The following is a 14,593-nucleotide window of genomic DNA, read 5'->3' as shown; positions in this document are numbered from 1 at the left end:
AGTACGTACAGCGTGGTGTTGGCGATCGGTTTGCCGATGGGGGTGTTGTCCGGTGCCGTCACGCAGTGCCAGGCGCTCACGTCCACCGCTGCTTCGGTCGGGCCGTACAGGTTGTGCAATTCGACAGTTGGTAACTGCGCGTGGAAGCGTCGGACCAGGCTGCCCGGCAAGGCTTCGCCGCTGCACAGCACGCGCTTGAGACCATCTGCCGATATTTGGCCGTGAGCCAGGAACACATCCAGCATCGAGGGCACGAAGTGCAGGGTGGTGACGTTTTCGCTGCGGATCACCTGGCGTAGGTACTCTGGCTCGCGATGGCCGCCGGGGCGCGCCATGACCAGACGTGCACCGGTTTGCAGCGGCCAGAGGAACTCCCACACCGACACGTCGAAGCTGAACGGGGTCTTCTGCAAGACCACGTCGTCTGCGCCGAGGTTGTAGGCCTCCTGCATCCACAGCAGACGATTGACCACGCCGACATGCTCGTTCATCACACCCTTCGGCAAGCCGGTGGAGCCTGAGGTGTAGATCACGTAGGCCAGGTGACGCGGGGTCAAGCCGGTGACAACTGGGTTGCTGGACGGCAGGGCGTTCCAGGCCGGCTGATCCAGGTCGATAACCTGGGCCGAATCCGGTACGTGCCGCGTAGCACTGTGCACCAGCACCGCCACCGGCGCGCTGTCGCTCAGCATATGCCGCACGCGCTCAGCTGGGTAATCAGGGTCAACCGGCACATACGCGCCGCCGGCCTTAAGAATGGCCAGCAAGCCAACCACCATCGACAGCCCACGTTCAACGCAGATCGCCACCCGATCATCAGGTTTAACACCCAGATCAATCAGGTGATGCGCCAGCCGGTTGGCTTGCTCATTCAGCTGGCGATAGCTCAGCGCCCCCTCTTCGGCCTTAACCGCCAACGCATCCGGCGTCCGCAACACCTGCGCCTCGATCATCCCATGCAGGGTCTGCTCAAGGTCATAATCCACCGCCGTGTCGTTGAAGCCCAGCAGCACACGCTCACGCTCCTGCGCTTCCAGCACCGGCAAGCGCTGCACCGGCAGTGCCGGCGTCTGCTCCAGCGCCTCGACCATGGCCTCCAACACCTGGTTCATCTGCCCACAGATACGCGCCGCGCCTACGTCGGCCGGGGTCATGGCAACCAGGCGGAAGCCCTCCCCCAGGTCATCCACGTTCAAGCCCAGCGGGTAGTTGCTGCGTTCCTGGCTTTCTAGGTTGTCGATACCTTGCGTCGCCTGCCGCTGGCTGTCAGTGAACTGCGTGCTGTGCCGGTAGTTGAGCATGGCGCTGAACAACGGCAATGGCGCAGCCACGCCACTGCAGCGCTGGGCCAAGGCCAGCGATGCATGCTCGTGGGCCAGCAAGGCACTGAGGCGCTGATGAGTAGCATGGGTCCCTTCACGCAGGCTGATACCGCCCAGGTCGACCCGCAGCGGCAAGGTGTTGATGAACATGCCCAGCGCCCGCTCGGCGCCTTCACCGCCTTGCAGGCGGCCCAGCAGTACGGTGCCGAACACCACGCTGTCCTGGCCACTGGCGGCCGCCAGCAGGCGCGCCCAAGCCAAGTGGAACAGGCTGGCGACGCTGATACCCAATTGCCGGCCTTGTTGGCGGAGCCGTTGTGCCAGGTCGTCACGCAGCCACACCTGGGCCTCCTCGATGTCACGGCCGTCACCCTGCACATCGCTAAGGCCGAACGGCAGCGTTGGCGCGTCGATATCCGCCAGTTGCCCGCGGAAGAACGCTTCATGCTCGGCCTGGCTGATACCCAGCCGCGCCTGGGCCACGTAGTTGCGGTACGGCACCGGTGCCTGGGCCGGCTCGGCCGCACCCTGCAGATAACCGATCAGCTCCTCGCCGACCACTTCCATGGCCGTGTGGTCGAGCACGATGTGGTGGAACTGCAAGGTGGCTTCGATGCGGGCCGCGCCCGGCTGCTGCGTGTACAGCAGACGGATCAGCGGTGCCTTGCTCAGGTCAAGCATTGCCTCGCTGTCGCGACCACGCGCCATGACCGACAACGGCGCCTGCCGCCAGACCACCTGCACCGGCTGCGGTAGGCCTTCCCAGAGCACCGCGGTGCGCAGCACGTCGTGGCGGGCGATGACCTTGTCCAATGCTGCCGCGAAGTTGTTCAAGTGATCGCGGCTGGCGAACCCAAAGCGCGACTGCAGCACATAAGGGTCGTGCCCCTGCGCGCTGAGGTGGTGGTACAGGATGCCCTCCTGCAAGGGTGCCAACGGGTAGATGTCCTGCACATTGCGGGCACCGCCGGGTACCTGGGCAACGATACGGTCGATGGCCGCCTGCTCCAGCGCCACCAGCGGCAGCATGCCGGGGGTGATGTGCGGGCAGCCGGCCGGGATCAGGTTGTCCGGTACCTGCACCTGTTGCACCTGGCCCAGGGTCGTCGCCAGTGCCGCCACCGTCGGCTGGCCAAACAACGTACGCACATCCACCTGCACGCCCTCGCGGCGCAAGCGCGCGGTCAGGTTCACCGCCAGCAACGAGTGGCCACCCAGCTCGAAGAAGTTATCGTGCCGGCCCACCCGCTCAACGCCCAGCATGTCGGCCCACACCGCTGCCAGGGCCATTTCCACTTCGCCCTGCGGGGCGACATAGGCCTGGCCTGCAAGCAGCGCCGGATCCGGGTCGGGCAACGCCTTGCGGTCGAGCTTGCCATGGCTGGTCAACGGCAGTGCTGGCAGGCAGGTGAAGGCCAACGGCACCAGGTGTGCGGGCAGGCTTGCCTGCAAAGCCTGGCGCAGTGTGTCCACTGCCACCGGTGTGGTTTCGGTGAACCAGGCCAGCAGCCGCTCGCCACGCACCAGCACCACCGCATCGCCGATACCAGGCTGCGCGGCAAGTACGCTTTCGATCTCGCCAAGCTCCACCCGTACGCCGCGGATCTTCACCTGGTCGTCGTTACGGCCCAGGTAATCCAGGGTGCCGTCAGCGTTCCAGCGCACCAGGTCACCTGTGCGGTAGAGCCGCGCATGGGGTTGGGCGGCGAACGGATCGGCAATGAAGCGCTCCTCGGTCAGTGCCGGGCGGTTGAAGTAACCGCGGGCCACCCCGGCGCCGCCAATGTACAACTCGCCTACGGCGCCCACCGGCACCGGCTGGCGGCGCTCGTCGAGCACATACACCTGGGTGTTGGCGATAGGCTTACCGATATGCAGCGCTCCCGCGGGTAGCAGTTGCCCCGACGTGGCCACCACGGTGGCTTCGGTCGGGCCATAGTTGTTGACCAGGGCAAAACCCGGGTCGCGCTCGAACTGGCGCAGGCGATCGCCGCCGACCAGCAGCGTGCGCAGGGTTGGGTGTTGACGCTCGCGGCGCAGCGCCTGTTCGGCCACGGGTGTGGGCAGGAAGCTGACAGCCAGCGGCTGCTCCAGCCACCAGTCGAGCAATTCGTCGACGTGCTCACCGGCGATGCGTGCGGGCGGCACGTGCAGCACGGCCCCCGTGCACAGCGCCGGCCACACCTCCCAGGCCACCGCATCGAAGCCAAAACCGGCCACCGTGCTGGTATGGCTGCCGGCTTTCAAGGCAAAGGCCTCACAGTGCCAGTGCACCAGGTTGGCCAGGGTCGCATGCTCGACCATCACCCCTTTCGGCTGGCCGGTGGAGCCGGAGGTGTAGATCACATATGCCAGTTGGCGATCATCCAGGCCTGCCACGCAGGGGTTGCTTTCGGCTGCGCCCTGCCAGGCATCGCGGTGCAGCTCGACACGTGGGGTGTCCCCTACCAGCGCCAGGGTGGCCGCATCGACCAGCACCAATGCCGGCGTGCTGTCTTCAAGCAGGTAGGCGATGCGTTCGCTTGGGTAGGCCGGGTCGATCGGCACATAGGCCGCACCGGCCTTGAGGATGGCCAGCAGGCCGACCAGGCGCTCCAGGGTGCGCGGTAAGCACAATGCCACCCGGTCGCCGACCTTCACCCCGCGGTTGATCAGGTGATGCGCCAGGCGGTTGGCGCAGCGATTAAGCTCGCCGTAGCTCAGTACCTGGCCATCCTGCACCAGCGCTGCCGCTTGCGGTGCGCGGGCCGCCTGGGCTTCGACCAGGGTGTGCACGGCCTGCCCTTTCGGGTAGTCGCGTGCAGTGGCATTGAACGCTTCCAGCACCTGCTGCCGTGCCACCGGGTCCAGGATCGACAACGCCTCGACCGGCTTGGCCGCAGACTGCGTCAGCGCCTGCAGCAGTTCGACCAGGGCCTGGTTCATCCAGCCAGCGACCCGCTCGGCGCCAATGCCTGCCTGGGCCAGCACACTCAAGGCAAAGCCTTCGCCCAGGTCGTCGACACTCAGGGTCAGCGGGTAATTGCTACGCTCCTCACCGCCCAGCAGACGGACACCCTGGCTGTGGGTATCGCCGTCGGCAGGCACCCCTGCCGTGCTGTGGCGGTAGTTGAACAAGGCGCTGAACAACGGTGTGGACGCCGCCACGCCACTGCAGCGCTGGGCCAACGCCAGCGAGGCATGCTCGTGCGCCAACAGCGCCGAGAGCCGCTGATGGGTGGCGCGCACTGCCTGCGCCACCGGTGCAGTCAAGTCGATGCGCAGCGGCAAGGTGTTGATGAACACGCCCAATGCCCGGTCGGCCCCTTCACCGCCCTGCAAGCGCCCCATCAGCACGGTGCCAAACACGACATCGGTGCGGTTGGCGAGCACACCCAGCACCCGTGCCCAGGCCAGGTGCGCCAGGCTCGCGGCACTCACGCCCAGCTGCCGAGCCTGTTCGCGCAAGCCGCGCGCCACGATGGCGTCGATGACCAGGTGGGCTTCTTCGATAGCGTGGCCGTCACCCTGTACGTCGCTCAGGCCAAACGGCAAGGTCGGGGCATCAAGGTCCCCCAGCATCTCGCGGAAGAACGCTTCATGGCTGGCATCGTCGGCCCCAAGGCGGGCTTGGGCAACATAGGTGCGATAAGGCACTGGCGCCGGCAAGCGTTCGCTCTGGCCCGCCAGCAACACCTGCATCTCGCTGGCGATGACTTCCATGGCGGTATGGTCCAGGGCCAGGTGATGGAATTGCAGAATCGCCACCACGCGCTGGTTGGCCGGGTCATCGGCATGCAGCAGGCGCAGCAAGGGTGCCCGCGACAGGTCGAGGCGCTGGTGACGGGCGTCGAAGCGCGCCTGCAAGGCATCGATCACCGACCCAGTAGCCAGGCCTTCGATTGCGCTCACCTGCATCCGCGCTTCCCGCCAAACCACTTGTACTGCGTGTGCAAGCCCTTCGCTGACCACTGCGGTGCGCAGAATGTCGTGCCGGTCGATGACCTGCTGCAAGGCGCCCGCCCAGCGCTGCAAGTGCGCCAGGCTGTCGAAGGCCAGGCGCGACTGCAGCAGGTACGGGTCGCCCTGTGCGGCGCTCAAGTGGTGGTACAGGATGCCCTCCTGCAGCGGGGCCAGCGGGTAGATCTCTTGCACATTAAGAGCGCCGCCCGGCACCGTGGCGACGATACGGTCGATACTGGCCTGGTCGAGCTCGATCAGGCTGAGCATGTCCGGGGTGATGTGGCGGGCAGTGTGTGGCACACGGTTGGCGGGCACCTGCACCTCGCGACCGCTGCCCACCGCGGCGGCCAGCGCCGCCAGGGTGGGCTGGGCAAACAGTACACGCACATCGGCACTGAGGCCGGCCTTGCGCATGCGCTCAACCAGGGTCACGGCCAGCAGCGAATGGCCGCCCAGCTCGAAGAAGTGGTCGTGGCGCCCGACCTGCACGACCTTCAGCAGGTCGGCCCAGATCGCCGCCAGGGTGGTCTCGACCTCACCCTGTGGCGCCTCGAAGGCGCGGCTGAGTACTGCCTCGTGGCCGGGTTGCGGCAAGGCACGGCGGTCAAGCTTGCCGTTGGCGGTCAGCGGCAATTCATCCAGGCACACGTAGGCCGCTGGCAGCATGTAGTCCGGCAACTGGCCTTGCAGCTGTTGGTGCAGCTCGGCAATGCCAGGGGCTGGGTTGTTAGCGGTGAAATAGGCCACCAGGCGCTTGTCACCGAGCACGTCCTCACGCACGACCACAGCCGTGTCACGCACACCGGCACACGCGCCCAAGCGCGCTTCGATTTCACCCAGCTCGATGCGGAAGCCTCGCAGCTTGATCTGCTGGTCGGCACGGCCCAGGTAACGCAACGTGCCATCGGCCTGCCAGCAGGCCAGGTCGCCACTGCGGTACATGCGCGCACCCGGCTCACGGCTGAACGGGTCGTCGAGGAAGCGCTCAGTGGTAAGAGCCGGCTGGCCGAGGTACCCCAAGGCGACGCCAGCGCCGCCGATGTACAGCTCACCGACCGCGCCAACCGGCAACGGCTGCTGACGGGCATCGAGCACGTAGCAACGGGCATTGCCGATCGGCCTGCCAATCGGGATGCTGCCCTCGTCGACCGTGGCGATGAGGTGGGTGGTGCTGAAGGTGGTGGCCTCAGTTGGGCCATAGCCATTGAGCAGGTGTTGTGGGGCGCCTTCGCGCAACACCCGGCCGACGATGGCCGGGTCCAGCACATCGCCGCCCACCATCAGGTAGCGCAGCTTGGCGAATACCGGCAGCAGGTCATCGGCAAATTGATGGAACAGGCCGGCAGTCAGCCACAGCACGCTGACGCGCTGCGCCAGCAACACCTCACGCAACGCCTGGCGCGACAGCACCTGGTCCTGGTCGATGACCACCACAGTGCCGCCATTAAGCAGCGGCGCCCAGACTTCCAGGGTACTGGCGTCGAACGCGGGGTTGGAGGCGAACGCGACGCGGTCCTGGCAGGTGAATTCGGCAAAGCCGTTGTTGATCACCAGGCGCACGATGGCTCGGTGCGGCACTTGCACCCCCTTAGGGGTGCCGGTAGAGCCAGAGGTGTACATGATGTAGGCGGCGCTTTCGGCGGCTACCACCAGGCCCGGCGACTGCTGCGCATACCCGGTGAGGTCGAGGCGGTCCAGTTCGACGCGCAGGGCATTGCCTACCCGCTGTTCGCTGCTGAAGGTGAGCAAGACACGCGCCTGGCTGTCTTCGATCATGAAGGCCTGGCGCTCGGCAGGCGCGTTGCTGTCCAGCGGTACGAACACCGCCGCGCATTTGCTGGCCGCCAGTTGCGCCGCCAGTAACTCGATGCTGCGGGGCAGCAGCAGGGCCACACGATCGCCAGGGCGTACGCCCAGGGCCAACAGGTGGTGAGCCAGGCGGTTGGCGTGCTGTTCGAGCTGCTCATAGCTGCACTGCCGGCCACCGTGAACCACCGCCGGTGCAGCTGGGCTGAGCGCGGCATAGGTGCCAAACAGGGTGTGCAGCGCATGTTCCCGTGGGTAATCGCGGCGGGTGGCATTGAAGCCTTGCAACACCAGTTCGCGCTCGGCAACTGCCAGCTGGCTCACCTTGTGCAGGGCCGTGCTCGGCGCCTGCGCAAGGGCCTGGGCCAGTTGCTCAAGGGCGGTGCTGAGCAGGCGGCAGACCTGCGCGCCATCGACTTCCGGCACCCCTTGCACGGTCAGCACAAAGGCGTCGCCCACGTCGTCGACGTTGACCACCAATGGATAGTTGCTGCGCTCATGCGCGGCCAGTTGCTCGATACCCTGCCAGGCCTGGCGCAGCTCGGCCTTGGCCGGTGCACTGTGGCGGAAGTTGAGCAGGCTGGTGAACAGCGCCTGAGACGCCGGCACTGCGCTGCAACGCTGAGCCAACGCCAGCGAGGCTTGCTCATGGGCCAGCAGGCGGGCCAGCCGCTGGTGGGTCAGGCGTACGCCCTCGGCCACCGCCGTGGCACCCACGCTCACCCGCAGCGGCAAGGTGTTGATGAACATGCCCAGGGCCCGTTCAGCCCCCTCGCCGCCTTGCAGGCGACCGAGCAACACCGTGCCGAACACCACTTCCTCGCGCCCTGACAGTTGCGCCAGCACCTGCCCCCAGGCCTGGTGCACCAGGCTGGCGACGCTGATGCCAAGCAGGCGCGCCTGCTCGCGCAAACGGCCGGCCAGTGCCGTGTCCAGGGCCAGACGGCTGTCCAGTACACGGCTGCCGTCACTGAGCGCATCGCGTAGACCGAATACCGTGGTGGGTTCGTCGATGTCACCCAGCAGCTCGCGGAACAGTGCCTCGTCAGCCTGGGTATCGGCGCCCAGACGTGCCTGCGCCACATAGTTGCGGTAGGGCACGCTGGCCTGCGACAGGGCCTGGCCTTGCAGCACAGCGGTGATCTCGGCCACCAGCTGTTCGACGGCTGCGTGGTCGAGGATGATGTGGTGGATCAGCAGCGTGGCTTCCACGCGCCCCTCGCCGTGGCTAGGGAGCAGGCGGATCAAGGGGGCCTTGTTCAAGTCGAGCGTGGTGCTGCTTTCATCACCGCGCAGGGCTACGCCGACTGCCGGCACAGCGCGCCAGACGACCTGCACGGGCTCCTCAAGGCCCTGCCAGTGGATGCTGGTGCGCAGGATGTCGTGACGGGCGATGACCTGGTCGAGCGCTGCGGCAAAGGCATCGAGCTCGGCTTGCGTCGGGAAGGCGAAGCGTGCCTGCAGCACGTAGGGGTCTGCGCCTTCGCTGGCCAAGTGATGGTAGAGAATGCCTTGCTGCAGCGGGGCCAGGCCGTAGACATCCTGGACATTGGCCACGCCACCGGGGATCTGCGCGACCAGGGTGTCGATGGCCGCCTGGGACAGCTCGGCGAGCGGTAGCATGTCCGGCGTGATGCGTGTGCCGTCTGCCGGAATGCGGTTGGCTGGCACGCTGATGCGGGTTTCACCGCCCACCGCAGCGGCGAGCGCTGCCAAGGTCGGCTGGCCGAACAGTACGCGGATATCGGCATGCAGGCCTTGTTGGCGCAGGCGCGAGGTCAGGGTCACCGCCAGCAGCGAATGGCCGCCCAGTTCGAAGAAGTTGTCGTGGCGCCCTACCCGCTCCACGCCCAGCAGCTCGGCCCAGATCGCGGCCAGCAGGGTTTCGGTTTCGCCTTCTGGGGCTTCGTACACGCGGCTTTGCAGGGCGTCGGTATCCGGTAATGGCAAAGCCTTGCGGTCGAGTTTGCCGTTGGGGCTCAGGGGCAATGCGTCCAGGTGCAGGAACAGCGCGGGCACCATGAACTCCGGCAGGTGGGCCAGCAATGCCGTGCGCAGAGCGTCTGCGGCCTGCTGCTCACCGGTGTAATACGCCACCAGACGCTGGTCGCGGGCGACAACAACTGCCTCCTTCACGCCTTCGATGGCCGTCAGGCCAGCCTGGATTTCACCCAGCTCGATACGCAGGCCGCGCAGCTTCACCTGGTCATCGTTACGGCCCAGGTATTCAATGTTGCCATCGGCCAGGTGCCGCGCCAGGTCGCCGGTGCGGTACAGGCGTGCACCAGGGCGGGTGCTGAACGGATCGTCGAGGAAGCGTTCGGCGGTCAGTTCGGTGCGGTTCAGGTAGCCTCGGGCGACTTGCACGCCGCCGATGAACAGTTCGCCGGCCACGCCTTGCGGGACCGGCTGGCCTTGGCTGTCGAGTACGTACAGCGTGGTGTTGGCGATCGGTTTGCCGATGGGGGTGTTGTCCGGTGCCGTCACGCAGTGCCAGGCGCTCACGTCCACCGCTGCTTCAGTCGGGCCGTACAGGTTGTGCAGTTCAACGGTTGGTAATTGCGCGTGGAAGCGTCGAACCAGGCTTCCCGGCAAGGCTTCGCCGCTGCACAGGACGCGTTTGAGGCCTTCGGCCGAGGCGTCCCCATGGGCCAGGAACACATCCAGCATCGAGGGCACGAAGTGCAAGGTCGTGACGTTTTCGCTACGGATCACCTGACGCAGGTACTCCGGATCGCGATGGCCACCAGGACGCGCCATGACCAGGCGCGCGCCGGTCATCAGCGGCCAGAAGAACTCCCACACCGACACGTCGAAGCTGAACGGGGTCTTCTGCAAGACCACGTCTTCAGCGCCGAGGTAATAGGCGTCTTGCATCCACAACAGGCGGTTGACCACGCCGGCATGCTCGTTCATCACGCCTTTCGGCAAGCCGGTGGAGCCTGAGGTGTAGATCACGTAGGCCAGGTGACGCGGGGTCAAGCTGGTGACAACTGGATTGCTGGACGGCAGGGCGTTCCAGGTCGGCTGATCCAGGTCGATAACCTGGGCCGAATCCGGTACATGACGCGTAGCGCTGTGCACCAGCACCGCCACCGGCGCGCTGTCGCTCAGCATATGCCGTACGCGCTCCGCTGGGTAATCGGGGTCAACCGGCACATACGCGCCACCAGACTTGAGGATGGCCAGCAGGCCAACCACCATCGACAGCCCACGTTCAACGCAGATCGCTACCCGATCATCAGGTTTAACACCCAGACCGATCAGGTGATGCGCCAGCCGGTTGGCTTGCTCATTCAGCTCGCGATAGCTCAGCGCCCCCTCTTCGGCCTTAACCGCCAACGCATCCGGCGTACGCAACACCTGCACCTCGATCATCCCGTGCAGGGTCTGCTCAAGGTCATAATCCACCGCCGTGTCGTTAAAGCCCTGCAGCAACCGCTTGCGCTCATCGGCATCCGGCAACCCGACATGGCCCGGAATGGCCCGATCGCTCTCCACGAAGGCCCACAGCAGTTGTTCGAAATACCCCGCATAACGCGCGATGGTCGAGCGTTCGAACAGGGCTGTGGCAAACACGATACCGCCGGCAAAACCTTCGGCGCGCTCACCCAGGCTCAGGCTCAGGTCGAACTTGGCAATGCACGCAGGCCCACTCACTGCGCTCATCGACAGGTCGGCCAATTGCAGCGCCTGGCGCTCCGGGCTGGCGTCCCAGTCCAGGGTGGCCTGGTACAGCGGCGTATGCGCAAGGCTTCGGCGCGGGCGCAGCAACTCGACCACCTGCTCGAACGGCAAGTCCTGATGCGCCTGCCCGCCCAGCACCACGGCCTTTACCCGGGCCAGCAGCGTGGCCACATCCGGTGCCCCCGAGGTGTCCACGCGCAACGCCATGGCATTGACGAACATGCCGACCAGGCCATCCACTTCAGCCTGCCTGCGGTTGGCTACCGGCGAGCCGATCACCACTTCATCCTGGCCGGCAAGCCGGCTCAACAACACTGCCCAAGCCGCCATGAACAGCATGTAAGGCGTGACGCCATGGCGCCGGCACACGGCTTTGAGCTCGGCACTCAGGCGCGGGTCCAGGCTCAGCGCGACGCTGTCACCGGCATACTGCTGACGCTCTGGCCGTGGGTGATCCCAAGGCAAGCTGAGCAGCGCCGGTGCCCCGGCCAGCTGGCCAACCCAGTAATCCGCCTGTTGGCGCAGCGCATCGCCGCTCAGCCAGCGCCGCTGCCACAAGGCATAGTCGATGTACTGCACGGGCAAGGCCGGCAAGGGGTCGTCGCCACCGCAACTGAAGGCTTGGTACAACTCGCCAAGCTCGCGCACCAACACCCCCAGCGACCAACCGTCGGCCACCAGGTGGTGCAAGGTCAGCAGTAGCAGGTGGTGGTCCTCGGCCAGCTGCAGCAGGCGCCCACGCACCGGCAGGTCGCGGCTAAGCACGAAGGGTTGGCTCGCCTCCTGGCGGATCAGCGCCGCAATAGCGGCTTCATCCAGGCCCTGGCAAAGGTCCCGGTCAAACAGGAAGCCTTCGCTACCGGTGGCCAGCACCACCTGCGGCTCGCCTTCCTGTTCGACAAAATGGCTGCGCAGGCTTTCATGGCGCTCGACCAGACGCCTTAACGCACGCTCCAGCGCCCCAGAGTCCAAACGGCCCTCCAGGCGCAGGGCCAGGGGAATGTGATAGGCCGCGCTGGCTTCCTCCATCTGCGCCAGAAACCACAGCCGCTGTTGGGCGAACGAAAGCGGTAAAGCACCGTCACGCGGGCCCGGCTGGATGGCCGGCAAGGTGTCGCCGTCACGCGCAAGGCAGGCGGCCACCGCTGCCAGGCTGTCATCGGCAAACAGGTCGCCCAATGCCAGCTCCAGCCCCAGGCGTTGGCGAACTTGGGCCAGCATGCGCATCGCCAGCAGTGAATGGCCGCCCAATTCGAAGAAGCGGTCGTGACGCCCGACGCGTTCCAGGTGCAGCAGTTCGCCCCACAACGTGGCCAGCGCCTGCTCGCGCTCGCCTTCCGGTGCTTCGTACGCTGTCACCGCCAAGTCCTGGGGTGCCGGCGCCGGCAAGGCCTGGCGATCAACTTTGCCATTGTTGTTCAGTGGCATCCGCGGCAATGCCACAAATGCGGTAGGCACCATGTAATCCGGCAAGCGCCCACGCAGGAAGGCTCGCAGGTCAGCGGCCTCCACTGGGGCCTCGTGCCGGGTAAACCAGGCTACCAGCCGAAGTGGGCCCTGCTCGCTCGGCACAGCCATCACCACGACTTCACCGACACCCGGTGCCAGTGCCAACTGCTGCTCGATTTCGCCCAGCTCGATCCGGTAACCGCGAATTTTGACCTGGTCGTCATTGCGCCCCAGGCACTCCAGTTGGCCATCTGCCTGCCAGCGCACTAGGTCGCCGGTGCGGTACAGCCGAGCGCCCGGTTGCGGGCTGAACGGGTCATCGATAAACCGCTGCGCCGTCAATTCTGGGCGGTTCAGGTAACCCAGCGCCACGCCGTCGCCGCCGATATACAGTTCACCGACCACGCCTTGCGGCACGGGCTGTTGCCAGGCGTCCAGCACATACACCTGGGTATTGCCGATCGGCCGGCCAATCGGCACTTGGGCTGCATCGGGCGCCAATCCGCGCACTTCGCAGGTAACCGCGAACGTGGTGGTTTCGGTGGGCCCGTAGCCATTGAGCAGGCGCAGCCCAGGTGCTTTGTGCAGCAGCGTGCGGAAGGCTGCAGGTTCGGCACGCTCACCGCCGCTGATCAGCACGCGCAGCGCGGCCAGGGCCTCGGGGATCAACTGCACGTACTGGTTGAACAACGCCGTGGTCAAGAACAGAACGGTGATGCCCTGCTCCGCCAGCGCCTTCGCGAAAAGCGCTGGGTCGACCAGCGTGCGGTGGTCGATCACTCGCACCTGCCCGCCATTGAGCAACGCGCCCCACACTTCCAGGGTGCTGGCATCGAACGCCGGGTTGGATGCGAAAGCGATGCGGTCGCTGGCCAGCAACCCGGCATACCGCTCGTTCAGCACCAACCGCGCAATACCCCGGTGCGGCACGCACACGCCCTTGGGTTTGCCTGTGGTGCCAGAGGTGTACATCACATAGGCCGCACTGCCAGCGTCCTGGGCCACCCCAGGGTTGTGGCCAGGCTGGTCATCGAGGACCAGTTGGTCCAGGTCGACCCGCCGCACCGCATACTCAACCGGTGTGCCAGCAAGCGTCAGCAACGCGGTGGCCTGGCAATCCTCGACCATGAAGGCCTGGCGCTCGGTCGGGGCATGAATGTCGAGCGGTACATAGACCGCGCCACACTTGAGCACAGCCAGTTGCGCCACCAGCAGGTGCAACGAGCGCGGCAGCAGCACGGCCACATAGGCACCCGGTGCCACACCTGCGCCCATCAGGTAATGGGCCAGGCGGTTGGCGCGTTCGTTAAGTGCCCCGTAGCACAGCGCCTGGCCGCCCTGCACTGCCGCCACGGCCAGGGGATGGCGCGATACGCGCTGCTCAAACAGCTGCTGCACGGCCAGGTCACGGGGGTAATCGCGCTGCGTGGCATTGAAACTGTGCAGCAGGGTGTGGCGCTCGGCGTCGCCAAGCAACGGCACCTGTGCCAGCGGCTGTTGATCATCGCCGATCATGGCCCAGAGCAAGGTCTCGAAGTAGCCAACATAGCGCCGCACGGTTGCTTCGTCGAACAGCGAGGTGGCGTAGTCCAGGCTGCCGGCCAGCGTGTCGCCGAATTCGCCGAGGTTCAGCGTCAGGTCGAACTTGGCGACCTGGCCAGCCTGGGCCACGGCCTCCAACTGCAGGCCCGGCAGTTGCAAGGCGCCACCTTCGATCGCCTGCCAGTTGAGCGTGGCCTGGAACAAGGGGGTGTGGCCAAGGCTGCGCACTGGGCGGACGATTTCCACCACCTGCTCGAATGGCAGGTCTTGGTGCGCCTGAGCCTCCAGCACGCGTGTACGGACCTGCTCCAGCAGGGTTTGCGCCGTCGGTGCGGCAGCCGTGTCGATGCGCACGGCCAGGGTATTGACGAACAGGCCCACCAGCGGCTCCAGCTCGGCACGGCCGCGGCCCGCCACAGGGCAACCGATGACGATTTCGCCCTGGCCGGACAGCCGCGTCAACACGGCGGCCCAGGCACTGAGCACGGCCATGTACAGGGTTACCCCGTGGCGCTGGGCCAGGCTGCGCAGGCCTGCCGCCAGGCGGGGCTGCAACTGCAGTGGCAGGCTTGCGCCGGCAAAGTCCTGGCGTTCGGGGCGTGGGCGATCACTGGGCAGCTTGAGCAGGCTGGGTGCACCGTCCAGGGCCTGGCGCCAGTAATCGGCCTGGCGATGCAACTGGGCGCCGGCCAACCAGCGGCGCTGCCACACGGCATAGTCGCCGTACTGGATGTCCAGGGCCGGCAGCGGATTATCCTGGCCCTGGCAGCAGGCCGTATACAGCGCGCTCAGTTCGCGGGTCAGCACGCCCAGCGACCAGCCATCGGCAACGATGTGGTGCACGG

The 14,593-nt window shown here is 66.3% G+C and carries 1 protein-coding gene (running past one end of the window); it reads right to left on the bottom strand.

The annotated features are described in order from the left end of the window. The coding region annotated (locus QOS90_RS19500) for a non-ribosomal peptide synthase/polyketide synthase (protein WP_283600558.1) crosses the window boundary (this coding region is incomplete at its 3' end): on the bottom strand, positions 1-14,593 show 14,593 of its 18,359 nt. Its footprint extends 3,766 nt past the window's final position.

Origin of the sequence: Pseudomonas sp. LAIL14HWK12:I10 (genome assembly GCF_900184205.1) — a bacterium.
Lineage (GTDB): Bacteria > Pseudomonadota > Gammaproteobacteria > Pseudomonadales > Pseudomonadaceae > Aquipseudomonas > Aquipseudomonas kermanshahensis.
Note: the sequence above shows the minus strand (reverse complement) of the source record. Positions and strands in the feature narration are given on the sequence as shown.